Genomic DNA, 24,413 nt, shown 5'->3' on the forward strand with positions numbered 1-24,413 from the left:
TTCCTCTCCCGGCTCGGGCCGACGCGAGGTCTAGATCGCACCGAACTCGCGGACGGTGATGTTGGCGAAATCGGCGGGTCCGCCGTCGGTGTACAGCGAGATTCCGGTGTCGCCCTCCGCGAAGTGCACCTGCTGGGAGAGCGCGGTGTGCCCGGCGTTCACGAACACCTCGACGCTCTGCGTGTCGACGAGCACGCGCAGGTGCACCGATCGGGCTGCGGCGTCGATCGGTGCGGCCGCGCGGGTGTAAGGGGCGAGGGAGTATCCCGCGAGGTCCGACGGGCCGCGGTCGACGTAGAGCTCCGCCCCGTACTTGCCGATGTTCGTATGGCGTGCTCCGTCGGCCGACCGCCCGACGGAGAGACCGACGTTGGTGGCCGTGTCCCAGGAGACATCGAGCTCGATCTCGTAGGCGCGTCCGCTCCAGGGCAGCACGACGCTACCGTCGACCCGCCGATCGGGCAGCGTGGTGGTCGTCGTGGCATGGCCGGCCAGAGCGGCGATCGGGCTGCTCAGGAGGCTGTACCAGCCGCCGGACTGACGGGCGAGGCGCAGCTCGCGGACGATCGAGTTCTGCCCGTTGTAGCCGTCGGTCGCGTCCGTGGGGACGTCGCGGTTCGCGTACTTCCAGTTGTTCATCCACGCGATCGCGAGCCGCTTCGTCTCGGGTTCGTCCAGGGACGGCCAGGTCACGGCGGCGTACCAGTCCCAGCCCCAGTCGAGCCACTGGGGTGTGAGGTCGTCTGCGACGAACTCCGTGCCGGTCCAGCTGCCGGTCCAGTACGCGTACGTCATCGGCAGCCCGACGCCGTATGCGTCCATGCTCGCGCCCAGCACCCAGTGCCGGGTGCCATCGTCGGCGGTCATCTCGAACAGGTCGGGGCACTCGATGCCGCCGAGGGAGTGGTCGGGGTAGTCGAAGTTGCGCCGCAGCGTCCAGTCGCGCAGGTTCGGTGAGGTGTAGAACGCGGCGTAGCGCAGTCGACCGATCACGCACACCCACTCGCCGCGGGCGGCGTCCCAGTGGATCTTGGGGTCCCGGAACCACTCGGCGTTCTCGATCTCGGCGGGCGTGGTGGCCGTGCGGCCGTCGGTGTTGATGATGACGGGATCGGGCAGAGAGGTGAACGTGAAACCGCCGTCCGTCGACCAGTAGAGGTACTGCTCCTGGTACTTGCGAACGCCGTCGGTCGGCTGTGTGGCCAGGGCGACGACGGCGCCGGCACCGAAGCCCGCGGTGTTCGCGGTGTCCACGACGGCGGACCCGGACCACACGGGGAAGTCGGGTCGCAGCGGCATCACGGTGCCGTGGTGGGTGAAGGTGACGCCGTCGGTCGTGGTGGCGTGGTCCCACCCGCCGGGACCGTTGTTCTGGTCGGAGTGCAGGTAGTACAGCTGGTAGGCGCCGTTCGTCGCGACGGGGCGCTGTGGGTCGCACAGCCAGCCGGCGGGCGGCGTCATGTGATAGACGGCGCGCAAAGAGGCTTGCGCCGCCCGTGCGGTCGGCGTGAGCGCGCCACCGAGGACCATGGCGAGGGCTCCGGCCCCTGCTCCCTGGAGCACGGTGCGGCGTGAGATGGACGGCGTCATTGCTTGTTCCTCTCGGGTGGTTTCAGGTCAGGCGGGTTCAGACGTCGACGGCGACGACGTCGACGTCTCCGGGACGCGCGGTCTCGAGGCCCGCGGTGACGGTGCCGGGGCCGAGGACGACGAGATTCGAGGCCGTGGCCTCGCCGTCGCCGGCGAACACCTCCAGCAGCGGGCCGTCGAGGCTCACCAGCAGCCGGGCCGGGCGGTCGCCCGGCAGGGGCAGGGTGCTCGTGGACGAGAAATCGGGGTGCACCGCGTCCGCGGCGGGGCCGCCACGGGCGACCAGCACCGTCTCGGTTGCGGGGTCGTGCGTCACCTTCACGACGGCATCTGCGGCGCCGCGCAGCTCCATGCGGAGCGTCCCGGTCGTCGCCGGGTCCCAGCGGAGCTCGACCAGCGAGTGTCCGCTGAGGTCGAGCGTGCCGCCGTGCCGCATGCGCACCGACGACACGCGCTCGAGGCGCTCGCGGACGAATGCCGGTGGCGACTGGACGAGCCGGGCACGGCCGTCCACCGTGCGCAACGACAGCACGCGCGGCAGTGACATCGCGCCCCGCCACGGCGCCGACGGGAACGCGCCGGCGTAGCGCCAGTTGCTCATCCAGCCGAGGGTGACGGCCGCGCCACCTGGCGCGTTGTCGAAGGTGATGGCGGCGTAGTAGTCGCGCCCGTGGTCGAGACGTTCGAGCTCCGGCACGTCCGGGGTGAAGGTGGTGCCGTCGAAGCGCCCGACGACGTGGTGCATCGACGAGCCCGTCGGGTCGGCGTCCTCGCCCACGGGGTTGGTGCTCAGCAGCAGCATCCAGCGGACGTCGTCCGTGTCGCCGTCGAGGGGGAGCGGGACGAGGTCCGGGCACTCCCATACGACGCCGTCGGCCCCGAGCGGGCCGATCGTGCTCACGTGCTCCCACGACCGCAGGTCGGCCGAGGTGTGGACGAGCACCTGCCGGTCGTCCGCCTCGACGGCGAGCAGGATCCAGCGGGCGCAGCCGTCGAGGCCGGCGAAGCGCAGCACCTTGGGGTCGCGGAAGGCGGTGGTGCCCCGGTCGAGGACCGGGTTGGCAGGGTCGGTCTTCCAGGTGAAGCCGTCGTCGACGCTGGTGGCGCGCGACTGTGCCTGGTGTCCGTCGTCGTAGGCGCTCGTGTAGAAAGCGGTGAGCTCGCCGCCTTCGGTGCGGGGCGCGACGACGGAGCCCGAGTAGATCTGCTCGCCGTCGCGGTACCGCAGGGCCACGTCGTGCTCGGTCCAGGTCTCCAGGTCAGGGCTGGTGGCGTGGCCCCAGCTCATGTTGCCCCAGTCGTTGCCCTCGGGGTTGTGCTGGAAGTACAGGTGCCACAGGCCACCGTGGTGCACGAGGCCGTTCGGGTCGTTCATCCAGTTCGCGCGGGGGGTGAAATGGAAGCGGGGGCGCGGCACGTCGGTCGTCGTCGGTGGCACGGCCGCCCTCAGACCGAGAGCCGGCGCACGGGCGGGCAGGCGACGGCCAGCGGCCCGTCGTCGGGTGCGGAGTCCACCCCGAGGAGCAACCGCACCCCGGCCGCGCCCAGCTCGTAGTGCGGCAGTGCGACGGTCGAGAGCGGCGGGCGCAGATGGGCGGCGATGACGTCCTGGTTGTCGAAACCCATGACGGCGACGTCCTCGGGGATGCGCAGCCCGCGCTCCCGCAGCCCGTCGTACACGCCCATCGCCACGCGGTCGTTGTGGCAGAAGATGGCGGTGGCGCCGGACTCGACCACCTGCGGCGTCGCGGCGTACCCGCCTTCCTGCTCGGGCGCGGCGGGGAAGACGAGGGTCTCGTCGAAACCGACGCCCGCCGCCTCGAGGGCGGCGCGGTAGCCGGCGAGGCGCCCGGTCTGCGCGGGGGACGGGGTGGTGGTGTTGAGGAACGCGATCCGCCGATGACCCGCGGCGAGGAGCTCCTCGGTCGCGGTGCGGCCACCCTGCTCCTCGTCCGGCACGACGGCGGGCAGGCCGCCGTCGTCGGCGAAGCAGTCGACGAGCACGGTCTCCGTCTGGTGCAGGGACTCAGGCACCGCGATCTGCCGGTGGTACCAGGTCGAGTAGAGGATCCCGCGCACCTGGTGGGAGAGCATCATCGTGATCGCGTCGTTCTCCGCGGCCACGTTGCCGTCGGTGTTGGCGACCAGGAGCACATATCCGTGCTTCCACGCCTCGTCCTGTGCCCCGTGGATGATCTGGCCCGCGAAGGGGGTGGTCGCGATCTCGTCGGCGACCAAGCCGATGAAGGGCGACGTGCCTCGCGACAGCGTCTTCGCGAGCACGTTGGGTCGGTAGCCGAGCTCCTCGACCGCCTCGTGGACCCGCCGCCGCGCGTCCTCGCCGATGCGTGCCCCCGGCTTGTCGTTGACGACGTGCGAGACCGTCGCGACGGAGACGCCCGCGAGCTTCGCGACGTCGCGCATCGTGACTGTGGCGCCGTGCTTGCCGGCCTTCTTGCCCTGGCCTGCTGTGCTCATCCCTTGGTCGCCCCGCTCTCGAGTCCGTTGATCATCGCCTTGTTGAGGACGAGGAAGACCAGCAGCAGCGGCGTCACCGTGACGCACACCGCGGCGAAGGTCGCGGTCCAGTCCGTGTTTCCCATCGCGCCGATGTAGTTCTGCAGTCCGAGCGGAATCGTCTTGAGCCCCTCGGAGAGCACGAACGTGTTGGCGAAGATGAAGTCGTTCCAGATGAAGATGCTGTTCACGAGCACCACCGTGATGATCGTGTTGACCGACAGTGGCGTCGTGATGCGCGCGAAGATCCGGTAGGGCCCCGCGCCGTCGAGCGACGCCGCCTCGTACATCTCCCGGGGGATGTACTCGTAGAACGACGAGAACAGGTAGATCGCCATCGGCAGGGAGAACGCCGCCAGCGGCACGATCATCGAGGCGTAGGTGTCGAGCAGCCCGACCTGCGCGTAGTCGACGAAGAGCGGCACCAGCGCGATCTGCACCGGCACGATGATGCCGAGCAGGAACAGGGCGCGCACGAGCCCGCTGAGCCGGAATCCGAGCACCTGCAGGGCGTACGCGCCCATCATCCCCGCGACGACGATCAGCGCGCTCGCACCGAGCGTCACGACAACGCTGTTGAGGATGTTCAACCAGAGGTTGCCGGTGGCGAACGCCCGCGCGTAGTTGTCGAGCGTGAGCTCGCCAGGGATCGCGAACGGGTTGCCGCCCGCGAAGTCCGCCGCGGTGCGGAAGCTCGTGAGGAACAGCCAGAGGAGCGGATACACCTGGACGACGACGATCGCCACGATCGTCACGGTGAGCAGCGTGCGCTGGACGTGCAGTCGCGACGGGCGGGAGCGCGGGCGGTGCGGCGGGAGGGCATCGGGCACGGTGTCGTCCGTGGGCCGGGCGAGGACTGGCGCGGTCACGAGGCGTCCCTTCGACGGAGCAGCAGGAAGATGAGGCCGACGGCGACCAGGCACTCGACCACGATGAACACCGAGATCGCGCTGGCGTAGCCGTAGTCCGTGTGTACGAACGCGGTCTTGTACATGTACGTGGTCAGCAGCTCGGACGACTGGCCGGGCCCGCCGCCGGTGAGCAGGTAGGGGATGTCGAAGCCGCGCAGCGCGAACGTCGTCGCCATGATCGTGGTGGTGATCCACACGGGGCGGATGTACGGGAAGCGGATCCGCCAGAACACCTGCCACCACGACGCGCCGTCGAGGCGCGCGGCCTCCTCGAGCTCGCGCGGGACGGCGATGAGCGCCGCGTAGACGATGAGCATGTACAGGCCGGTGAAGCGCCACCCCTCCGGCACCGACACCGCGGCGAGCACGGTGTCCACGTTCGAAAGCCAGGCCGTCTGCAGGCTCTCGAGACCGACCCAGCCGAGCACCTGGTTGAGCAGGCCGACCGGCTCGAGCGAGTAGATGCGCTGGAACAGGAACGCGATGGCGACGGTCGAGATGACGGCCGGCAGCAGGTAGAGGGTCTTGACGAGCTCACGCGCCCGGGGTAGCGCCGTCAGGAGACCGGCGACGGCCAGCGCGCCGCCGAGCTGCAGCACCAGACAGATCGCCAGGTACCCGAGGGCGTTGCCGAAGGCGGTCCAGAAGACGTCGTCGCGCGTGAACATCTTCGTGTAGTTGTCCAGGCCCACGAAGTCCATGTCGCTGATGCCGTCCCACCGGAACAGGCTGAGGAACAGCGACTGAACGATGGGCAGCAGCACCGCGGCGCCGTACAGGACCAGCGGCGGGACGAGGAAGACCAGGACTGCGAGCCGCGAGCGACGCGGCAGCATCGACGCCCGCAGCGGAGCGCGACGGCGTACCGTCGTGGCGACGTCAGTCATCGACGTTCTCCTTCAGCGTCGCGTCCATGGTGGTCACGAACTCGTCGGGGGTGATGTCGCCCTGGACCAGCAGCGTGAGCTCCTGCTGGAGGCGCGTGTTCGTGGCCGGGTCGAGCTGCGTGTCCCACGGCATCGCGATCTTCGGGCCTACCGTGTCCGCCTGCTCTACCGCGCGGGAGTACAGCGGCGTCGCGTCCTCGGGGATCGTCGTGGCCGCCGTCGTCGTCGGGGACAGCGCGCCGGTGGCGGCGTAGATCTCGGGGTACCGCTCGAGGGCGAACTTCAGGAAGTCTCGCACCAGCGGGTCGTACGTCTGGGCGTTGACCGCCATCCCGATGCCCGACGGCGTCACGTACTCGGTGTCCGTGGTCACGGCGCCCTCCACGGTCGGCAGGGTGAAGTAGTCGACGTCATCCCGCACACCAGGGTCGAGGGCCTCGGTAGCGAGGTTGCCCAGCTCCCAGGTGCCGATGTTGTACACCGCTGCCTTCCCAGTGGTGAACAACGCCTGCGCGTCGGCGTAGCCTGTCGAGGAGAAGCCCGCGGCGAAGCAGCCGGCCTCGCCGAGGTCGTGCAGCCACTCGGCCGCCGCCCGACCGGTGGGGTCGGAGAACTCCGCCTTCCCTGCCTTGAGCTCCTGAACATACTCGGGGCCCGCGGTGCGGAACGGGTGGTAGGCCATGTACCGCTCCAGCGGCCACTGGTCCCGACCGTCGAGCGCGATCGGCGTGACGCCCTGGGCGCGCAGCTCCTTGCACATCTGCGGGAAGTCGTCGAGCGTCTTCGGGACAGTGACGCCCGCGTCCTTGAAGATCGCCATGTTGTACCAGAAGAGCTCGAGCTGGAACTCGAACGGCACCATGTACAGGGAGCCGTCGTCGAACCGCTGGTACCCGAGGGCGGCCTCGCGGTAGTCGTCGGCCATGCCGAGGTCGTCGAGCAGGGCGTCGACGTCCATCATCTGGCCCTGGTCGGCAAGCTTCTGCGCGAACGGCGTGGCGTCCGTGTCGAAGAGCTCGGGCAGCTTGTGCGCGGCGGCGAGCGTCTCGTACTTCTGCACGTAGGACGGCCGGTCGGGCGTGGTGATGAGGTTGAGCGCGAAGCCGGGGTGGTCCTTCGCGTACTCGTCGGCGATCTGCTGCATCGCTGTGATGACGCCGCCGTCCGCGGGCCGCGACAGGAGCCACGAGATCTCGCGCGGCTCGACCGCGCCCGCGGGGTCGACGTCGGTCGGCTCCACGCCGCCGGACGCGCCGCCGCCGCACGCGGCGAGGACGAGGGTGCCGGCGACGACGGTGGAGAGGAGGGCTGCGTTGCGCTTCCTGAGGGCCATGGTCGGAATCTCCGTTGATCGGTAGGCGGGAAGGGGAGGGGCTGCGACTACGCCGTCGCGGTCAGGAGGTCGTCGTCCGGGCGGACGAGATCGACGTCCGCCCGAGCGGCGAGGGTGAAGCGTGTGAGGGTGACGCTCCCCTCGCCGACGAAGGCGCCGACACGACCGGCGGGGCGGTCGTAGAGGCGGGTGCTGAGCACCGTCGCGTCGTCGACGGTCGCGACGCACAGGTCGCCGTCGACGATCGCCTCGAGCTCGTGCTCGCCGGGCCCGAGGTGGCAGGGGCGCTCCAGCTCGACGGCGAAGGGCACGTCGCCGGAGATCTGCCACTGCTCGGTGCCGGTCGTGCGCCGCGGCCAGCGGTCGAGCACGAGGCGCCGACGCTGCGGCTCGAGCCGCAGGACGTACCCCTCTTCGGCGTCGGCGCTCGCGCGCAGCAGTACGCCGCACTCGCGTGTGCCGTCGGCGACGTCGAACCGGGCGACGAGGCGGAACGAGGCGGGCGAGTCGTCGGGCGAGACGACGGTCGCGTGGCCGTCGGGGGCGGCGAGCGCGGTCCCTGCCGGGACGACGTCGTCTGGCGTGCCGAAGGTGGCACGCAGCTCCGGCGCGGGGTGGAAGGCGAGTGTGCCGTCGGGTCGCTGCTCGGCCTCGAGCACCGACATCGTGCCCGCCCACTGCCAGGCGCCGTCGTCGATGGCGCCCTCGCGGGACGCGATCCAGCCGAAGAAGAAACGGCGGCCGTCGCGCTCCGCGGACTTGGCGGCGTAGAAGGCGCGCCCGTCGAGGGTGTCGTGCTCGGGCACGAGCCACGGGCCGTGGAGGCTGCGAGCCATCCGGTAGCGGGTGGTGAAGGCGTCGCTGAACTCGGAGTACACGAGGTACCACCAGTCGCCCCACTGGAACACCTCGGGGCACTCGTGCGCGACGTAGCGCCGCGGGTCCCAGAACGGGTCCGACGGCTCCCAGGTGGTGAGGTCGTAGGAGGTGCACTGCGCGATCACGCCCCGCCGGCGATCCGGCCCATGGTCGTGGCGGGCGGTGACCAGCATCCGCCACAGCCCCGCCTCGGCGTCCCAGAACACGAACGGGTCGCGCCAGTCGCCTGTCTCGTAGCCGGGCGTCGCGCCGAACGTCTCGCCGGGGTGACGCTGCCACGACGCCATGCCGTCACGGCTCGTCGCATGCATGACCACCTGCAGAGGACGGCCGTCGGCGCCCAGCACCTCGGGGTTCTGGCCGGTGTAGAACGCGTGGTGGACGCCATCGGCGTCCAGGACGATGCTGCCGGTGTAGACGTTGAGGTCCGCGGCGGCCGGGCCACCCGAGCCGAGCGCCTCGCCGGCGTTGCCGAAGTCCACCAGGTCGTTGGTGACGACCCGGCGCCAGGGCATGCCGTCCTTCGGCGTGCGGCGCGTCTCGTGCAGGTAGAAGAGGTGGAAGACACCGTCCTCCTGCCAGGGGATGACATCCCCGACCCATGCGCCGTTCGGCTGGAAGAACCCTCGCTGGTCCATGGCTACCCATCGTCGTGGTTAAGCGGTTGCGCATACGTTAACGGGGCTTCGAGGCTTTGGTCAAGCGGTTGATCAAGGCGTTGGTCTGCGCTGTACGCGAGGACGGACGGGAGCTCGATCGAGGGTAGGTCCCGACGCGGCGCACCACCCGGGGAACGAGAAGATGCCGTGTGGGCTGTCCGTGAAGTGCGCGTGCTCGACCCGTACGCCGGCATCGTTCAGGGCGGCAGCCTTCCGTTGTGTCGTACGTTGTAATGCGCTGTTTCGGTGTTCGAGACAGCGGACTGGTTGCAACCTGCCGACCACACGTGGAACGGGCCCGGCTTCGCGTAACTGACTGGTCGACCGGCAGCCCTCGAGTGAACGGCGAACTGTCTGTTCGGTCCGCCGGGCCCGCTCACGGGTGGACCGAGGCGGCGGACAGTTTCCTGGTCGCACGGTGTTCATCACGCGGTGGGGGCGAGGGCGGTATTGCTGACTGATGTCGGCGCGTCCGGACACGGGCCGACGCCGCACCTTCGGGTTTCCTGCCAGGACGAGGGGCTGTCCACGCCCGCCGTCAGCGCCTCGCCTCCAGGACCCCACTCCGCAGGCCAACCCTTTTGCACCCGAACCCGCGACGTCCGCCGGGCAACCTTCGACCTCGAGGTGTTCCCTCCCTGCGCCCCCTTGGCGATCCCCGCCGACCCCGCACGGGGTCCTCGTGGCTTGTCCCGCTCTGGACGTCCACACGTCTGGCACCCGAGGTTGGTGGGAGCGCGGCGGGTCTACCTAGCGGATGCTTCCGCGCTTGACTCCAGGGGTGACACCGGCGAGCAAGTCTTCGAGCTGGTCGACCGGGGCCCAACCGTTGAGCGCAACGGTGCCATCCGTCCTGACGCGGATCTCCACGCGATCGCGCAGGCTCGTCAGTTCCGCAGCAAGGTGTCTATAGCGGCTCAACGCAGTTGAGGGTGTAGTCGCGGTCTGAAGCCGCCGGCTTCCAGGAGCGAGCGGGCGATGTAGTGGGTGAGGTTGCGGAAGCCGAGGGCGGAGCCGCGTAGGTGTTCGAGTCGGCCGTTGATCGCCTCGGTGGGGCCGTTGCTCGAGCCGGGCAGGTCGAAGAATGCGAGGACGTCGGCGGCGCGCTTCTTGAGGGTCCGGCCGAGGGTGACGAGCTCGGTGAGTACGGCCGGGACGCCGCGAGTCAGGGAGTCGATCACGGCGGTCATCAGGGCGCGGCCGTGTGCGCGGTCGGGGTGGCGGTAGGCGGTGATCATGCGCTGGTAGATGCCCCAGGTCGCCTCGACCTCGACGTGCTCCTCGATCGCGAACAGCGCCTCGATCCTGGTCGTCTGCTTGTCGGTGAGCAGGTCGGCGCCGGTGTGCAGGGTCCGCCGGGCGCGGTAGAGCGGGTCCTTGGCACGGCCGCGGTGGCCGTGCAGATCGAGCTGGACTCGGCGGCGGCAGCGGTCCAGCGCGTCACCGGCCAACCTCACCACGTGGAAGGGGTCCATCACCGCGACTGCGTCGGGCAGCTCCTCGGCCGCAGCGGTCTTGAAGCCGGTGAAGCCGTCCATCGCGACCACCTCGACGCCGTCGCGCCAGGTCTTCGGGCGGGCGGCGAGCCAGGTCTTGAACGCGCTCTTGGAGCGCCCTTCGACCATGTCGAGCAGGCGGGCCGGTCCGGTGCCGTTGCGGATAGGGGTCAGGTCGATGACCACGGTGACGTACTTGTCCCCGCGGCGAGTGTGCCGCCAGACGTGCTCATCGACGCCGATCACAGCCACGCCGTCGAACCGGGCGTCGTCGTCGATCAGCGTCCGGCGACCTTCGGCGAGGACGGCGTCGTTCGCGGTATCCCAGGACATGTCTAGAACTTCGGCGATCCTGGCGACCGTCAGATGTTGGCAGACCAGCGCGACCAAGGCCCAGCGCACTGCCGCCCTCGATAGCTTCGCCCGCGGCTCGGCCGCCCCACTGGTGTCCTGGCGCCACACCTGCCGGCACGTCGCGCAGCGGTAGCGGCGGACCCTGATCAGCAGGGTCGTGGGCCGCCATCCGAAGGGCTCGTGCGCCAGCAGCCGCGAGACGGTGTCACGCATGACGCCCTCGGCACCGCACCCGCGGCAGAACGCGTCGTCATCGCGGGCGAGGACACGACACTCCAGCACCGCTCGGTCAGGCTCCAGATGTTGCCCGGCCACGACGAGGCCGAGCTCGTCCAGGCACGCGAAGGTCGTCAGATCAGGGGCAACGAAGGTAGCGTCCGGGGCACACCACCTCCATCAGACCCAGGGCGATTCAGTACTGGGTGCGCGTGCCGGTCCAGAAGTGGGGGACCAGGTTGGGTTCGTTCCACACCTCGAACCGCCACTGCCGTACCTCCTCGAGGCCGTAGCGGTCGATCCAGTGCCGGACGGTCGTGCGGACCAGCTCCACCCACCGGTCCATGTCGTTCGGCGGGCTACAGTGGGCCCCCACCAGAAGATCGTCTCGGTCTCCGTGGCCAGCTCGCGCGGCATGAACCCGAGCTCCACGAACGGGCGGGCACCCGCGTCGAGGATCGCGTCGAACACCTTGTCGACGTAGGCGTAGGTGAACACCGGCTCCGGCAGCCGCTCCGGCGGGCCGAAGCCGCCACCGTTGCCGGTGCGGTAGACGAACATGTCGTCGTGGAACAGGCCGTGGAAGCGCACCTGGCGCACCCCCAGGACGTCGACGGCCTCACGGAAGTGCGTCTGCCAGTCGGCACGCAGGGCCTCGTTCGCACGGCCCGCGCCGACGCACTCGTTCCAGACGTGCCGCAGCGGGACGTCCGTCGTGGGCCGGCCGTCGACGAGGATCCCGGACGAGGGCGTGCTGAGAGACATGGAGCTCCCTCGGTCGGCAGGGCGGGCGGACGTGCTCCGAAGTGCACGAGCGACACGCGAGTTTAACGTTACATCGAGCGGTGGTGGCGCAGTCCGACGATCCCTCGCAGGAGCTAGCCCGACTGCCCGCCTGCGGGCGATCCGCCCGGGCACGTGCTGATCGGCCGCTTCGCCGAGTGCCTGCGCCCGGCCGACACCGCGCGGCCCGCCAGGGACGACGTCGTCCGCCGGCACCTCGCCCGTGCCGTCGCGAGAGGGTGACGACCGCGCCGTCCTGATCTGCCAGGATGGCCATCGGCAGTCGCCCAGCGGACGAGGAGGACGTGACATGTCGGTGCGTCGGCGGATCATCACGGGAACCGCGGCGAGCGTCGTCGTCGTCGGTGTCAGCGCCGGCCTGTACATGGCGCAGGCGCCCGCTCAGGACGCGAGCGCGGTGGAAGTCGTGGACACGGCCGGCGTCCTCTACGAGCCCGAGCTGGTCGACGCCGTCGCCGAGACGCGGTTCTACGAGCCGACGGTCGTGGCGTTCTTCACGCACGAGGGCGGCCCGGAGGCGCGCATCGACGACTACGCGCTCAACGACGCGGTCCTGGAGCGCGCACGGGAAGCCAACCCGGAGTGGCTCAGCGAGAACGAGCAGAAGTGGGCCGACGACCTGTTCCTCTTCGCCGTCGACCCGGAGGGTCGGCTGGTGGGCACCTACTTCGGTGAGAACCGTGCGGTGGGGGAGGGCGAACAGCTGGAGATCCAGGAGGCGGCGAAGGACGACTTCCGGCGCGGGCAGTGGACCGCCGGGTCGATCGCCGGCGTCGAGGCGGCGGCCGACCGGATGAACAGTCCCGCGATCCGCACGCCGGCCGGCACAGCCGCCGTGGCCGGGGCGTCCCTCGCCACGGTCCTGGGTTCGGGCGTCTACATCATGGTGGGGATGCGCCGAGCAGGCCGGAGCCGCCAGGCGCGCGCTGCGGGCGACCGCTCGATGGCCAACGTGGTGCGCGACTTCGACGAGACCGAGCTGCACACGCACGTCATCCCCACGGAGTCGCGATACGGCGGGGCGATGCTGGAGCGCTTCGCGGACTATCGCCGGGGGTTCCGGGAGCTGGTCGAGCTGGGGGACACCGCGCGAGCCGTCCCGGAGAGCAGGTACGACTCGCGTGGGGCCCTCGGGACCCTGACCCAGTACCGGGACAAGGCGGTCGAGCTCGACCAGCTGGACGACGTCATCGCCGACACGGCGGCATTCCTCAACCAGGACGGCTCCTGGCCGGAGGTCTGGGCCCGGCAGTCCGCACCGTTGCGCGAGGACCTGGCGCAGGTCGAGGAGCTGCTGGGGTCGACCGTGCCGGAGGAGATGCGGGGCCTTCGGGAGGCCCGCGAGCTGCGCGAGCTCGCCACACGTTCCTCGGTGGCGCTCGACCGGATGCGCGAGGAGCTCGAGAACCGGTCCCTGTCACCGGACAGCGCGCTCGACCGCCTGCGCGAGATGCGCGACGAGCTCAGCGGCCAGCTCGACGCGCTGGCCGGGGCCGTGTCGCGGGGGTACAGCGAGGAACGGTCCGAGCAGCAGATGATGGAGCGGGCCTTCCGCTCCGACGGCTACCGACCGGCGGGCCGGTCGACGATCCTCGGGACGGTCGACCCCGCCTGGACCTGGTTCACCGTGAGCACCTTCCAGCACGGTTTCGCCGCCGGGACGAGCGAGGTCGAGCAGTCCCGCTCGTCCTCGTCCGGGGGGTCCACCTCCGGCTTCAGCAGCGGCGGAAGCTTCAGCGGCGCCGGCAGCTCGTCGCGCTTCTGACGGTCTCGACGCTCATCGGCCCGAGAACGCTCACCGGGCGCCGGCCATCCGGGACGAGACCGTGGTCAGCCGGTCACGGCGTGCGGATAGCCCGGCTCGCGCCCCTGGAAGCTGAGGATGCTCGGGTTCTCGATCGTCCCGTCGTGGATCTCGATCGCGCGCGAGATGGTGAGGTTCGTCGCCCACGACGCCGGTCCCTCCAGCACCGTGCGCAGGAACGGCAGGATCGCCTCGCTGATCTCCCACGTGGCGGAGTTCCACAGGTACGACGGGGTGTGGTCCACGGCGTAGTAGCGCACACCGTCGCCGATGGTGAACATCGGCTCGTCGAACGTGGTCGGCACGGCCCACTCGAAACCCATCCCGGCGTCGCACGAGACGTCGACGATCAGGCTCCCCGCGGCGAAGCCCGCCAGGTCTGTGGTCCGCAGGTACGTCAACGGTGCGGAGACGTCCTGGAGCGTGCAGTTGACCACGATGTCGTGCGACGCGAGGAACTCCGGCAGCGTGACGTCGCCGTCGGCGGTCGGCACCGTGGAGAGGTAGGCGGCGCCGTCGTCCGTGTGGAGCTGGGTGATGTGTGCGCTGTGGATCGGTGAGCCGACCGCCGTGACGCCACGCTGCGTGAGCACCTGGATGTCGTGGATGCCGTGCGCCTTGAGCGCGGTGACGGCACCTCGTGCCGTGGCGCCGAACCCGATCACGACGGCGCTCAGCCGCGGCCCGTAGTCGCCGGTCGAGCCGGTCAGGCTCAGGGCGTGCAGGACGGAGCAGTACCCGGCGAGCTCGTTGTTCTGGTGGAAGACGTGCAGGCTGAAGTCGCCCCGGGAGGTCCAGTGGTTCATCGCCTCGAATGCGATCAGGGTGAGCCGGCGGTCGATCGCCGACTGGGTCATCCCGGCATCCTGGACGGAGTGCGGCCATCCCCACAGCACGCGGCCGGCGGGCATCGCGGCGACGTCCGCCGCCTGCGGCTTGGGCAGGAGCAGCACGTCGGCGGCCGCGATCACCTCGGAGCGTTCCGCGACGCGACCCACCCGCGACTCGACGTACCGGGGCGACAGCTGGAAGTCGGCCGCGTAGCCACGCTCGACGACCATGCGTGCCCGCACGTCCGGGTCGATCCGGTCCAGGTGGTGGGGATGGATCGGCAGCCGTCGCTCGTTCTCCATCGACGAGCCGGCGAGCAGCCCCAGGGTCAGCAGCGAGTCGGGGACAGCAGGGGATGATTGAGCGGTGCCGGACATCCGGTCTCCCATGGTCGGGGAACCAAGGTCAGCTCCTGTCCGGAGTGTACGCCGGGCCGCTCGTGGCCCGGTCCGGCCGGTGGGTCGGGCGCTCGGCACCCAGCAGATCCCCAGGCAGAGCCCGTATCCTCAGCGATCCTCGTCCATCAGCCCGCCCGCGGAGGCCGCCCGTGACCCTGCTCGACATCGTGCTCGTCGTCGTCCTCCTCCTCGCCGTGGCGGCCGGGGTCCGGCGCGGCTTCTTCGCGACGCTCGGCGGCCTCGTCGGGCTCGTCGTCGGGGGAGTGGCGGCGTTCCTCGTCGTCCCGCTGGTCGTCGACGTGCTGCCCGAGCCGCAGTGGCGCGGCCCGGCGACGGTGATCCTCGCCGTCGTGCTCCCGCTGCTCGGAGCCTCGATCGGTTCCGGGGTCGGGCACAGCCTCCGGCGGCAGGTCGACCGGACGCCGCTGCGGCCCCTCGACCGGCTTCTCGGCGGGGCCGCGAGCCTGCTGGTGGCAGCCCTGGCGCTGTCGTTCGTCGGCTCCGCGGTCAAGGCGACGGGCGCTCCGGGCATCGCGTCCGCCGTGTCGTCGTCCACCGTGCTGCGCACCATCGAGGAGCTCACGCCGGCACCCGTGAGCCGGTCGCTCGCCACGGCCCGCGCCGCGGTGCTCGACGACGGCCTGCCGCGGCTCGACGGGCTGCTGGACCCGCGCCGCACGACGGCGGCCCCCGCGGTCGACCTGGACGACCCGGCGCTCGAGGCGTCGGCGCAGTCGGTCGCGAAGGTGTGGGGCACGGCCTACGCCTGCGGCACGGGCGTCACCGGGTCCGGTTTCGTCGTCGCGGTGGACCGCGTGGTGACGAACGCGCACGTCGTCGCGGGGGTCGAGCGGCCGCTCGTCGAGCTGCCCGGCCGGGCGGCGCAGGAGGGGCGCGTCGTCTACTTCGACCCGCAGGCCGACCTCGCCGTCGTCGCCGTCGAGGAGCTGGACGCCGAGCCGCTGGCCCTTGCGCCGACGCTCGCCGTCGGCGACCGGGCCGCCGTCCAGGGCTACCCGCACGGAGGTCCCTTCACGTCCGTCGGCGCCGAGGTGCTCGACGCCGGCACGGCTCGCATCCCTCTGTCGGGTGGCATGGGTGGCGGGGAGCGCGACATCTACGCGCTGGCCGCGTCGGTGCATCCTGGCAGCTCCGGTGGGCCGGTGCTGTCCACAGACGGTGACGTCGTCGGCGTCATCTTCGCCCGCTCCGAGAGCGGCGAGGACCTGGCATACGGCGTGACGACCACCGAGCTGATGCCTGTCGTCGCGCAGGCGCCCGACCTCGACGGGGCGGTCACGCCCGGGGCCTGCGCCGCCTGAGGTGCGATAGCGCAGGGACGCCCCGCCCCGCCAGGCGTGACCGGGGCACGTGTCGTCGCGACAAACTTGTCGCATCTCACAGAATGGGTGGCCGGTTTGCGCGGTCGGCCCCGGTCCAGCCGTTTTGCCCCTCCCGCGCCGCGGGCCGGACCGCTACGGTCGCGCGCATGGGGATTCACTGCGAGTATGCGCGGCTCGCCGCCGCGGACCTGGACAGGGCCCGGTCGGACGCCGCCTGGGCGGCCGAACGACTCGATGCTCTCGCCGACGAGTGGGTCGAGCTCGACCTGGAACCGGAGGAGGCCCGCTACTTCAGCGTCGGCCGGGCGTGGGGACCGCTGCACGCCCTGCTCCAGGAGCGGCAGCCGACGGTCGACCTCGTCCACGGCGGCACACCCCTGGGGATCGCCGGAGGGCTGGGCCCGGTGCGCACGCTCTCGCCCGACGAGGTGCGCCGTGCCGCCCGGTTCCTGAGCTCCACGCCCTTCCGGACGCTCGCCGACGGGTACGACATGACGCAGCTCTGCGATGGGGAGAGCTGTCCGGACCCGGCCGAGCACCTCGACGAGGAGCGCCCCCAGGTGCTCGGCGTGCGGTACGACGAGCTGCGGCGCTTCTGCACCGCCGCGGCCGCGGCCGGCGACGGCGTCGTGCTGATGCTCAACTGAGGCTCGTCCGTCAGCCGCGCCGCGAGGCGAGGACCTCCAGGTAGTGCGCGTTCTCCATCACGCCGAGCAGGTTGCCGAACGGGTCGACGACGACGGCGGTGACGAACCCCGGTCCGCGCTCGAACGGCTCCTCGTGCCCGACGGCGCCCAGGGCGAGCAGCCGCTCGTACGCCGCCTCGACGTCGGCGACCGCCCAGTACGCGACCGCACCGGCCGGCTCGTCGGTGCGGGGCACGGGCGCGAACCGGCGGTCGACGATCCCGAGCTCGTGCTGGTAGTCGCCGACCCGGAACTCGGCGTAGGCGAGGGTGCCCTCGGCGTCGCGGGCGAAGTACGCCTCGGCGCCGAGCACCTCGGCGTACCAGTCGCGGGCTGCGGCGACGTCGTCGGCGAAGTACGTGATGGTGGTGAGTCCGCGCAGCATGGGAGTCCTCCCGGGTCGTGCGGCGCCTCGGTGACGCCGTCGATCCTCATGCTGGTGGCCAAAGTGCTCACCTTCTGACGACTTTCTGTGGGACTCTCGACGGGTGCGAGCCGATCGCCTCATCCAGGTGCTCCTGCACCTGCAGTCCCGGCCGCGGGTGACGGCCGGCGAGCTCGCCCGCGCCCTCGAGGTGTCCGTGGCCACGGCGCGCCGCGACCTGGAGGCACTGTCCGCCGCCGGGGTACCCGTGTACCCGCAGCGCGGCCGGGGCGGCGGGTGGTCCTTGCTCGGCGGTGCCCGGACCGACCTCAGCGGCCTCACCGCACCGGAGGTCCGCGCCCTCTTCCTCCTGGCGGGCCCGGTGGCGGCCGCGGACGGCGACGCGAGCGCCGCGCTGCGTAAGCTCGTCCGCGCGCTGCCCACCCCGTTCCGGGCCGAGGCGGAGGCCGCTGCCGTCGCCACCGTCGTCGACCACGAACGGTGGGGCGCCGCCACCCGCGAGCGGGCGCCGCATCTCGAGGCCCTGCAGGGGGCCGTCGTCCGGCAGCGGCGCGTCCGGCTGCGCTACACCGGCGCCGCCGGGCGGACGTCGGACCGCGTCGTCCACCCCTGGGGCGTCGTGGACAAGGACGGCACCTGGTACCTCCTCGCCGGGACGGACCACGGGCCGCGCACCTACCGGGTCGACCGCATCGCCGACGCCGAAGTCACCGACGAACCCGCCGAGGTGCCCGCGGACCTGGACCTCGGTGCGGTGTGGGCCCAGGTCGTCGAGGAGGTCGAGGCGCTGCGTTCGACGACGTGGGCCACCGTCCGGGTCCGGGATCGGCACGTCGGGGTCCTGCGAGCCCAGTTCGGGCGGCACGTGCGGGTGGAGGACGGGACCGGCGCCGAGGCGGTCCCGGTGGACGGCGTGGCCCGGGTCCGCGTCGGCGCGCCGACGCCGCTCGACGTCGCCCGCCACCTCGCCGGTTGGGGCGACGGGGTGCAGGTCGAGGGTCCACCGGAGGTCCGTGCGGAGCTGGCGCGTCTCGGTGCCGAGCTGGTCGCCCGATACCGTGACGGGTGACGGCGACGGTCCCGTGGACGGGGCGGAAGCGACGTCGGGCGATGGTTCGCCCCTGGCGACACGTCACGATCCCGTGAAGACCAGCGCGCCCTCGCGCGAGTCCGCGCGTACCGCGTGAAGGTGTGGTGAACGTGAATACGCCGGGTGCGCCGGATGTTGGCACCACCGGGCCTGCGAGGGCAGGATCGGTCGAGCTGCGCACCACGCGCCACGCGAGCCGGGGCGGGCCCGCACCGACGAGCAGCACCACCGTGCTGCGGATTCCCCGAGGACAGGACGACGACGAGCTATGACTGATCTGCTGTACGTGAACGGTGGGACGCCGTTGCAGGGCACCATCTCGGTGCGGGGTGCGAAGAATTTTGTGTCCAAGGCGATGGTGGCGTCGTTGTTGGGTGAGTCGGCGAGCGTGTTGCGTAACGTGCCGCAGATCCGGGATGTGGGTGTGGTCTCGGGGTTGTTGGATCTGCACGGGGTGAACGTGAAGTACGACCCGGAGGCGGGGATCCTGGATCTGGATCCGTCGAATGTGGAGTCGGCGCACGTGGCGGACATCGATGCGCATGCGGGGTCGTCGCGGATCCCGATCTTGTTCTGTGGTCCGTTGTTGCACCGGTTGGGTGAGGCGTTCATCCCGGATCTGGGTGGGTGTCGGATCGGGGATCGTCCGATCGACTATCACTTGGATATCTTGCGGCAGTTCGGTGCGGTGGTGGACAAGCGGCCGAACGGGATTCATCTGCGGGCTCCGCGGCGGTTGCAGGGTACGAAGATCGCGTTGCCGTATCCGTCGGTGGGTGCGACGGAGCAGCTGTTGTTGACGGCGGTGCGTGCGGAGGGGATCACGGAGCTGTCGGGGGCGGCGACGGAGCCGGAGATCATGGATCTGATCGCGGTGCTGCAGAAGATGGGTGCGATCATCTCGGTGGATACCGATCGGGTGATCCGGATCGAGGGTGTGGATCGTCTCGAGGGGTACAACCACACGGCGTTGGGTGATCGGATCGAGGCGGCGTCGTGGGCGTCGGCGGCGTTGGCCACGGGTGGGGACGTGACGATCAAGGGTGCCTCGCAGCCGGAGATGATGACGTTCTTGAACACGTTCCGCAAGGTCGGTGGGCAGTTCGATGTGCAGGACGACGGGATCCGGTTCTGGCATCCGGGTGGGGATCTGCGTCCGATCGTGCTGGAGACGGATGTGCATCCGGGGTTCATGACGGACTGGCAGCAGCCGTTGGTGGTCGCGTTGACGCAGGCCACGGGGTTGTCGATCGTGCACGAGACGGTGTATGAGAACCGTTTCGGGTTCACCGAGGCGTTGCGGCAGATGGGTGCGACGATCCAGGTGTACAAGGAGTGCTTGGGTGGGGGTGACTGCCGGTTCGGGCAGCGCAACTTCCATCACTCGGCGGTGGTCTCGGGTCCGACGCCGTTGGCGGCGGCGGATATCGAGGTGCCGGATCTGCGGGGTGGGTTCTCGCACCTGATCGCGGCGTTGGCGGCCAAGGGGACGTCCACGGTGCGGGGGATCTCGTTGATCGACCGGGGGTATGAGTCCTTCCAGGACAAGCTCGTCGCGCTGGGCGCCGACGTCGCCCGCGACTGAGCAGCCTCGCCGAGCAGGAGCCTGTGCCCGCATCGACGGGGCATAGCGGGCTCAGGCTCCTGTTCGGCGTCGACCCGCGCGGCCGTCGGGCAGGTAGGCTCTGTGGCCGTGCCCATCGCCAGACCTGAGTCGCGCCTCTATCGCCTCATCGCGAAGATCGTCCGACCGACCATGTTCTCGATGTGCCGCTACGAGTGGAGCGGCAGCGAGAACCTGCCCACCGACGGCGGCTTCATCGCCGCGGCGAACCACGTCACCGAGCTCGACGCCCTGACGTTCGTGCACTACCTGTTCGACCAGGGGGTCGAGCCCCGCGTCCTGGCCAAGAGCAGCCTGTTCACCGCACCGGTCGTGGGCACCGTGCTGCGCGGCACCAACATGATCCCGGTGGACCGGGGCAGCGCGGCCGCGGCGCGGTCGCTCCAGCGGGCGGGCGAAGAGCTCGGCGGCGGCGCCTGTGTGGCGATCTTCCCCGAGGGCACGCTCACCCGTGACCCGGACTGCTGGCCGATGGAACCCAAGACCGGCCTGGCACGGATCGCGCTGACGACCCGCCTGCCCGTGGTGCCGATCGCCCAGTGGGGCGCGGCCGACATCCTGCCGCGCTACGGCAAGCTGCCCCGACCGTTCCCGCGCAAGCGCGTGCAGGTCACCGCCGGCCCGGCCGTCGACCTGTCCGACCTGTACGACCGGCCGCAGGACGCCGCCACCCTGCGCGAGGCGATGAACCGCGTGATGGACGCCATCACGGCGCTGCTCGCCGAGCTGCGTGACGAGCAGGCGCCGGAGCACCGGTTCGACCTGCGCAAGCATCCTGACTACGAGGTGAAGAAGATGAGCTACCCGCCGGTGGAGCGCCCGTGAGCGGCGTGCAGGCTGCCGTCCTCGGCTCCGGGTCCTGGGGCACGACCTTCGCGATGGTGATGGCCGACGCCGGGTGCGATGTCACGCTCTGGGGTCGCGACGAGGCCGTCGCCCGCGAGGTCGAGCACGAGCACCGCAACGCCAAGTACCTCCCGGACGTCGAGCTGCCCGCCATGCGTGCGACGACGGACGCCGCGGCCGCGCTCGCTGGCGCGGACGTCGTCGTCGTCGCCATCCCCTCGCAGGTCGCGCGCACGACCCTCGAGGGGCTGCGTGAGCACCTGGAGCCGGACGCCGTCGTCGTCTCGCTCATGAAGGGCATCGAGCTCAGCACGGACAAGCGCATGAGCCAGGTGATCGCCGAGGCGCTGGACATCTCGCTCGACCGTGTGGTCGTCGTCTCGGGGCCCAACCTCGCCAAGGAGATCGCGACGCGCCAGCCCACGGCGACGGTCGTCGCCTGCCCGGACGAGGGCAACGCCCGCCGGGTCGCCGAGGCGTGCTCCAACGCGTACTTCCGGCCCTACACCAACTCAGACGTCGTCGGGGTCGAGCTGTGCGGTGCGGTGAAGAACGTCATCGCGCTCGCGATCGGCATGGCGCAGGGCCGCGGTTTCGGCTGGAACACCACCGCGACCGTCATCACGCGCGGGCTGGTCGAGATCACCCGGCTGGGCCGTGCCCTGGGCGCTCAGCCGGAGACCTTCGCGGGCCTCGCCGGCATGGGTGACCTCGTGGCCACCTGCGCCTCGCCGCTGTCGCGCAACCACACCCTGGGCAAGCACGTGGGGCAGGGGATGTCCCTCGAGGACGCCCTGGTCGCCACCGGCACCACCGCCGAGGGCGTGAAGTCGTCGCGCTCCGTGCTGGAGCTGGCGCAGAAGCACGGGGTGGACATGCCGATCACGGCCGGGGTCGTCGCGGTGCTCCACGAAGGGCTGTCCGTGGACGAGATGGCCCGCGCCCTGCTCTCGCGCCCGCAGAAGGCCGAGAGCGTCGCCGACTAGCCCCCGGCGCCCCGGCAGGTCAGTGCCCGACGTCCACGACCAGCCGCGTCGGGTCGCTCAGCGTGAGCACCCGGAAGGGACGTGGTTCGCCGTCGACGCCGACGAACGCCGTCGTGGTGCCCTCGAACACGAAGCGGTAGACGACCTCCTCGACGGACTCACCAGGCCCGCCCACGGGGTCGCCGCCGTACTCCTCGACACCGGAGTCCATCGGCATGGCGGTCCCGGTGATGCCGACCTCCAGCACGGCGTCGCCGTCGACGTCCACCTCGTCGCCGCGGCCCGGTTCGAGCGCCTCCTCGACGTACTCGACGCGCCATCCGGGCGTACCGGTCCCGTCGAGGTCGAACACGACCCGGTCGTACTCGTCGTGCACACCGACGCGGACGTCGGTGACGGTCAGCATCGCGTCGCCGCTCGGGTCCCCGGTGTCCACGGCCGTCCCGCCCTCGAAGGGAGGTTCGGTCTCGGTGGGGCTCTCCGCGGCCGGGGTGTCCTCCGGTGCCGTGTCCTCCGTCGCGGTGGCGTCCGGCGTCGGGCTGGCCGCCGTGTCGTCGTCCGTCGTCGCTGTCGCCGCGGGCGCGCCGCTGCCGTAGCCCGGCAGGTCGGCGCCGCCCCCGCAGGCGGCGAGCAGCACGACGAGCGCGGCGGCGGACAGGCCGCCCGACCTCCGACGACGGTGCGGTGACGTGCGCACGGTGCCTCCCTGCTCGACGTGGCGTCCTGCCACCGAGCCTAGGCCCGGAGCGGGTCGAGGGCGCGGCGGGCGTCGGCGCACCGGCCGTGCGCTGCCCCTGGTCCCGCTCTCTCAGCGCGTCCCGTGGTCGAGCGCCCGGGACAGGTCGGCCCACAGGTCCTCGACGTCCTCGACACCGGCGGAGAGTCGGACGAGGTCCTCGGGGACCGTCGGGGACTCGGTGGTGAAACGACGGCGCCGCTCCAGCGTCGACTCGACACCGCCCAGCGACGTCGCCGGAACCCACAGCCGGACCGCGTCCACGACGGCGTCGGCCGCCGCGAGCCCGCCGGCGGGCCGCAGCCCGATGATCGCCCCGAAGGAGCTCATCTGCCGCGCTGCGCGTGCGTGGCCCGGGTCCGTGGGCAGGGAGGGGTGCCGCACCTCGGCCACGCCGGGGTGCTCCGCCAGGCGGCGGGCGAGCTCGGCGGCGTTGAAGTTGGCGCGCTCGACGCGCAGCGGCAGGGTGCGCAGGCCGCGCAGCGCGAGGAACACCTCCATCGGTCCGGCGATGGCCCCGTGCAGCGTGCGGTAGGCGCGCAGGCGCGCGGCCACGGCGTCGTCGTTCGTGACGACGGCGCCGAGCACGACGTCGGAGTGTCCCGCCAGGTACTTCGTCACCGAGTGGACGACGACGTCGGCGCCGAGGTCCAGGGGCCGCTGCCCGAGTGGCGTGGCGAAGGTGTTGTCGACCACGGAGAACACTCCGCGCTGCCGGGCGCCGGCGAGGAGCGCGGGCAGGTCGGCGACCTCGAGCATCGGGTTGGTGGGCGACTCCGCCATGAGCACGTCGGCGCCGTCGAGGGCGGCGAGCACCTGGTCGGTGTCGGCGATGTCGACGCGGCGCACCTCGACGCCGTGCCGCCGGGACAGGTCGTCGAGGTACCCGAGCGTGACCTGGTAGGCGTGGCGGGGCACGACGACGACGCCCGACGGCGGCACGTCACCGAGCGCCGCGGCGATCGCGGCCATCCCGGAACCGAGAACGACACCGTGTGCACCGCCTTCGAGCGCCGCGAGCGCCGTCTCGAACGGTTCCCACGTCTCGGTGCCGCCGCGGGTGTAGAGCAGCTCGTCGCCGGGGACGCCCTGGGAGACGTAGGTCGAGCTGAGGACGACCGGCGGGTTGACGGGGCCGCCCTGCACGCGCGGGGGGCGGCCGGCGGTCACGGCGACGGTGGCCGGGGCCAGGGGGGAGGGGTCGTGCGTCATGGCAGCAGACTACGTGCGGTCACCCGGGGGAGGGGTCGTCGTCCTGGATGCTGCGGAGCACGTCGGCACGGTACTCCTGGCGGTGCAGGCCGGACGCGCCGGGGGCGTCGTCGACGCGCTCGCGCACGGCGCGGCGCGGGTCGACCAGTCGGCGGAACCCGATCCTCAGGAGCCGTTGGTCGATCCGCCCGACCCCGCCGAGGCTGAGCAGCGCAGCACCCTGCTCGAACGCGGTGAGCAGGGCGGCGCGGTCGGCGGTGGTGAGCTCGTCGTCGGGGTCGGCGTGTTCCGCGACGGGGTCGTTGAGACGGATCATCGCCTCCATCTGCGTCGCCATCCGGGCTCTGAGCTCGTCGTCGCGGGCGGCGCTCGCGATGAACTCGAGCGTGGCGAGAGCGAACCCGCGGACGAGCTCGTCGAGGTCGGGGTCGCCGGACCGGCCGGTGGGCCGTTCCTCGCAGGCGTCGTCGTCGGCGTGCGAGGCCCCGCCGGCCGGCTCGAAGGGGTCCCACCCGCCGGGGGTGGCGATCTCGAGGTTGACGTCGATGACGGCGAGGAAGAGGTCGGCCTTGCTGTCGAAGTTCGAGTAGACCGCGCCCTTGGAGTAGCCGGCCTCGCGGGCGATGACGTCGAGCCGGGCGGCGTGGTAGCCGTCGCGGGCGAAGACGGCGCGCGCGGTCTGCACGAGGGCGTCCCGCGTCTGTCGCTGACGCTCCGCCCTCCTCATCAGCTGGTCGGCCATGGATCTCAGCCTAGCTCTCGCCAAGACCGGCGGTATGTGGATACTCTGAGTATCTGCATACCAAAAGTATCTGAGGAGGCTCCC

21 protein-coding genes are annotated in these 24,413 nt (G+C 71.2%); 7 read left to right on the top strand and 14 right to left on the bottom strand.

Features of this window, described 5'->3' with window-relative positions:
* Positions 1-30 precede the first annotated feature (30 nt).
* From AC3RJ8_RS05915 to AC3RJ8_RS05955, 9 genes are all read right to left on the bottom strand, one after another.
* Entirely contained in the window at positions 31-1,590 is a 1,560-nt protein-coding gene (locus AC3RJ8_RS05915; RefSeq protein ID WP_489714987.1) for a GH32 C-terminal domain-containing protein, read from the bottom strand.
* A 37-nt stretch (positions 1,591-1,627) separates the two neighbouring features.
* Entirely contained in the window at positions 1,628-3,028 is a 1,401-nt protein-coding gene (locus AC3RJ8_RS05920; protein ID WP_489714988.1) for a glycoside hydrolase family 32 protein, read from the bottom strand.
* Between the two features lie 8 nt (positions 3,029-3,036).
* Positions 3,037-4,068, bottom strand: a complete 1,032-nt coding sequence (locus AC3RJ8_RS05925; protein ID WP_489714989.1) for a LacI family DNA-binding transcriptional regulator — start codon at positions 4,066-4,068, stop codon at positions 3,037-3,039.
* Positions 4,065-4,976, bottom strand: coding sequence for a carbohydrate ABC transporter permease (locus AC3RJ8_RS05930; RefSeq protein WP_489714990.1), 912 nt, complete (start codon positions 4,974-4,976; stop codon positions 4,065-4,067). Before AC3RJ8_RS05930 ends, AC3RJ8_RS05925 begins: the two co-directional genes overlap by 4 nt.
* Positions 4,973-5,854 (bottom strand): carbohydrate ABC transporter permease, encoded by an 882-nt coding sequence (locus AC3RJ8_RS05935; RefSeq protein ID WP_489715592.1) that lies wholly within the window; start codon positions 5,852-5,854, stop codon positions 4,973-4,975. The genes AC3RJ8_RS05930 and AC3RJ8_RS05935 overlap by 4 nt, the downstream gene beginning before the upstream one ends.
* 43 nt (positions 5,855-5,897) lie before the next feature.
* Entirely contained in the window at positions 5,898-7,238 is a 1,341-nt protein-coding gene (locus AC3RJ8_RS05940; RefSeq protein WP_489714991.1) for an ABC transporter substrate-binding protein, read from the bottom strand.
* A 47-nt stretch (positions 7,239-7,285) separates the two neighbouring features.
* Positions 7,286-8,755 carry a glycoside hydrolase gene (locus AC3RJ8_RS05945; protein ID WP_489714992.1) on the bottom strand — a complete coding sequence of 490 codons (1,470 nt, stop codon included), beginning with the start codon at positions 8,753-8,755 and terminating at the stop codon, positions 7,286-7,288.
* A gap of 938 nt (positions 8,756-9,693) precedes the next feature.
* Complete coding sequence (locus AC3RJ8_RS05950) at positions 9,694-10,980, bottom strand: ISL3 family transposase (RefSeq protein ID WP_489715593.1); 1,287 nt, start codon at positions 10,978-10,980, stop codon at positions 9,694-9,696.
* A 42-nt stretch (positions 10,981-11,022) separates the two neighbouring features.
* Positions 11,023-11,607 (bottom strand): GH39 family glycosyl hydrolase, encoded by a 585-nt coding sequence (locus AC3RJ8_RS05955; protein WP_489714993.1) that lies wholly within the window; start codon positions 11,605-11,607, stop codon positions 11,023-11,025.
* A gap of 328 nt (positions 11,608-11,935) precedes the next feature.
* On the opposite strand from AC3RJ8_RS05955, the gene AC3RJ8_RS05960 reads away from it, so the two are divergent.
* Entirely contained in the window at positions 11,936-13,411 is a 1,476-nt protein-coding gene (locus AC3RJ8_RS05960) for a DUF5129 domain-containing protein (RefSeq protein WP_489714994.1), read from the top strand.
* A gap of 65 nt (positions 13,412-13,476) precedes the next feature.
* On the opposite strand, the gene AC3RJ8_RS05965 is transcribed toward AC3RJ8_RS05960, so the two are convergent.
* Positions 13,477-14,658 (bottom strand): N(5)-(carboxyethyl)ornithine synthase, encoded by a 1,182-nt coding sequence (locus AC3RJ8_RS05965; RefSeq protein ID WP_489714995.1) that lies wholly within the window; start codon positions 14,656-14,658, stop codon positions 13,477-13,479.
* A gap of 170 nt (positions 14,659-14,828) precedes the next feature.
* Between AC3RJ8_RS05965 and AC3RJ8_RS05970 the strand changes: the two genes are divergently transcribed.
* Together AC3RJ8_RS05970 and AC3RJ8_RS05975 are read left to right on the top strand one after the other, a co-directional pair.
* Positions 14,829-16,001 (top strand): MarP family serine protease, encoded by a 1,173-nt coding sequence (locus AC3RJ8_RS05970; RefSeq protein ID WP_489714996.1) that lies wholly within the window; start codon positions 14,829-14,831, stop codon positions 15,999-16,001.
* A gap of 167 nt (positions 16,002-16,168) precedes the next feature.
* Complete coding sequence (locus AC3RJ8_RS05975; RefSeq protein ID WP_489714997.1) at positions 16,169-16,669, top strand: DUF1877 family protein; 501 nt, start codon at positions 16,169-16,171, stop codon at positions 16,667-16,669.
* A 10-nt stretch (positions 16,670-16,679) separates the two neighbouring features.
* Here AC3RJ8_RS05975 and AC3RJ8_RS05980 read toward each other — a convergent pair whose 3' ends face one another.
* Positions 16,680-17,093 carry a VOC family protein gene (locus AC3RJ8_RS05980; protein ID WP_489714998.1) on the bottom strand — a complete coding sequence of 138 codons (414 nt, stop codon included), beginning with the start codon at positions 17,091-17,093 and terminating at the stop codon, positions 16,680-16,682.
* A gap of 103 nt (positions 17,094-17,196) precedes the next feature.
* Here AC3RJ8_RS05980 and AC3RJ8_RS05985 point away from each other — a divergent pair, with 103 nt between their 5' ends.
* The 4 genes from AC3RJ8_RS05985 to AC3RJ8_RS06000 all read left to right on the top strand — a co-directional run bounded on the left by AC3RJ8_RS05985 (position 17,197) and on the right by AC3RJ8_RS06000 (position 21,639).
* Complete coding sequence (locus AC3RJ8_RS05985) at positions 17,197-18,162, top strand: helix-turn-helix transcriptional regulator (RefSeq protein ID WP_489714999.1); 966 nt, start codon at positions 17,197-17,199, stop codon at positions 18,160-18,162.
* A gap of 289 nt (positions 18,163-18,451) precedes the next feature.
* Complete coding sequence (gene murA / locus AC3RJ8_RS05990; RefSeq protein WP_489715000.1) at positions 18,452-19,768, top strand: UDP-N-acetylglucosamine 1-carboxyvinyltransferase; 1,317 nt, start codon at positions 18,452-18,454, stop codon at positions 19,766-19,768.
* A 108-nt stretch (positions 19,769-19,876) separates the two neighbouring features.
* Entirely contained in the window at positions 19,877-20,632 is a 756-nt protein-coding gene (locus AC3RJ8_RS05995; RefSeq protein ID WP_489715001.1) for a lysophospholipid acyltransferase family protein, read from the top strand.
* A 5-nt stretch (positions 20,633-20,637) separates the two neighbouring features.
* Positions 20,638-21,639 (top strand): NAD(P)H-dependent glycerol-3-phosphate dehydrogenase, encoded by a 1,002-nt coding sequence (locus tag AC3RJ8_RS06000; RefSeq protein ID WP_489715594.1) that lies wholly within the window; start codon positions 20,638-20,640, stop codon positions 21,637-21,639.
* A gap of 19 nt (positions 21,640-21,658) precedes the next feature.
* Here AC3RJ8_RS06000 and AC3RJ8_RS06005 read toward each other — a convergent pair whose 3' ends face one another.
* The 3 genes from AC3RJ8_RS06005 to AC3RJ8_RS06015 form a co-directional block, all read right to left on the bottom strand.
* The gene (locus tag AC3RJ8_RS06005; protein ID WP_489715002.1) at positions 21,659-22,336 is read right to left on the bottom strand and encodes an AMIN-like domain-containing (lipo)protein; all 678 of its coding nucleotides are present in this window, start codon (positions 22,334-22,336) and stop codon (positions 21,659-21,661) included.
* Positions 22,337-22,447: 111 nt separating this feature from the next.
* Entirely contained in the window at positions 22,448-23,587 is a 1,140-nt protein-coding gene (locus tag AC3RJ8_RS06010) for a trans-sulfuration enzyme family protein (protein ID WP_489715003.1), read from the bottom strand.
* A 19-nt stretch (positions 23,588-23,606) separates the two neighbouring features.
* Entirely contained in the window at positions 23,607-24,329 is a 723-nt protein-coding gene (locus AC3RJ8_RS06015) for a TetR/AcrR family transcriptional regulator (protein ID WP_489715004.1), read from the bottom strand.
* Positions 24,330-24,413 lie beyond the last annotated feature (84 nt).

The sequence above is a fragment of the Isoptericola sp. MSGPD8_1_ISO-PGPR-S23-394 genome (assembly GCF_058072785.1).

Excerpts from the sequence above, each read along its gene's own strand:
- AC3RJ8_RS05915 (WP_489714987.1), bottom strand. The coding sequence starts at position 1,590 with ATGACGCCGTCCATCTCACGCCGCACCGTGCTCCAGGGAGCAGGGGCC.
- AC3RJ8_RS05925 (WP_489714989.1), bottom strand. The coding sequence starts at position 4,068 with ATGAGCACAGCAGGCCAGGGCAAGAAGGCCGGCAAGCACGGCGCCACA.
- AC3RJ8_RS05935 (WP_489715592.1), bottom strand. The coding sequence starts at position 5,854 with ATGCTGCCGCGTCGCTCGCGGCTCGCAGTCCTGGTCTTCCTCGTCCCG.
- AC3RJ8_RS05940 (WP_489714991.1), bottom strand. The coding sequence starts at position 7,238 with ATGGCCCTCAGGAAGCGCAACGCAGCCCTCCTCTCCACCGTCGTCGCC.
- AC3RJ8_RS05945 (WP_489714992.1), bottom strand. The coding sequence starts at position 8,755 with ATGGACCAGCGAGGGTTCTTCCAGCCGAACGGCGCATGGGTCGGGGAT.
- AC3RJ8_RS05955 (WP_489714993.1), bottom strand. The coding sequence starts at position 11,607 with ATGTCTCTCAGCACGCCCTCGTCCGGGATCCTCGTCGACGGCCGGCCC.
- AC3RJ8_RS05960 (WP_489714994.1), top strand. The coding sequence starts at position 11,936 with ATGTCGGTGCGTCGGCGGATCATCACGGGAACCGCGGCGAGCGTCGTC.
- AC3RJ8_RS05965 (WP_489714995.1), bottom strand. The coding sequence starts at position 14,658 with ATGTCCGGCACCGCTCAATCATCCCCTGCTGTCCCCGACTCGCTGCTG.
- AC3RJ8_RS05975 (WP_489714997.1), top strand. The coding sequence starts at position 16,169 with ATGGGGATTCACTGCGAGTATGCGCGGCTCGCCGCCGCGGACCTGGAC.
- AC3RJ8_RS05980 (WP_489714998.1), bottom strand. The coding sequence starts at position 17,093 with ATGCTGCGCGGACTCACCACCATCACGTACTTCGCCGACGACGTCGCC.
- murA (WP_489715000.1), top strand. The coding sequence starts at position 18,452 with ATGACTGATCTGCTGTACGTGAACGGTGGGACGCCGTTGCAGGGCACC.
- AC3RJ8_RS06010 (WP_489715003.1), bottom strand. The coding sequence starts at position 23,587 with ATGACGCACGACCCCTCCCCCCTGGCCCCGGCCACCGTCGCCGTGACC.
- AC3RJ8_RS06015 (WP_489715004.1), bottom strand. The coding sequence starts at position 24,329 with ATGGCCGACCAGCTGATGAGGAGGGCGGAGCGTCAGCGACAGACGCGG.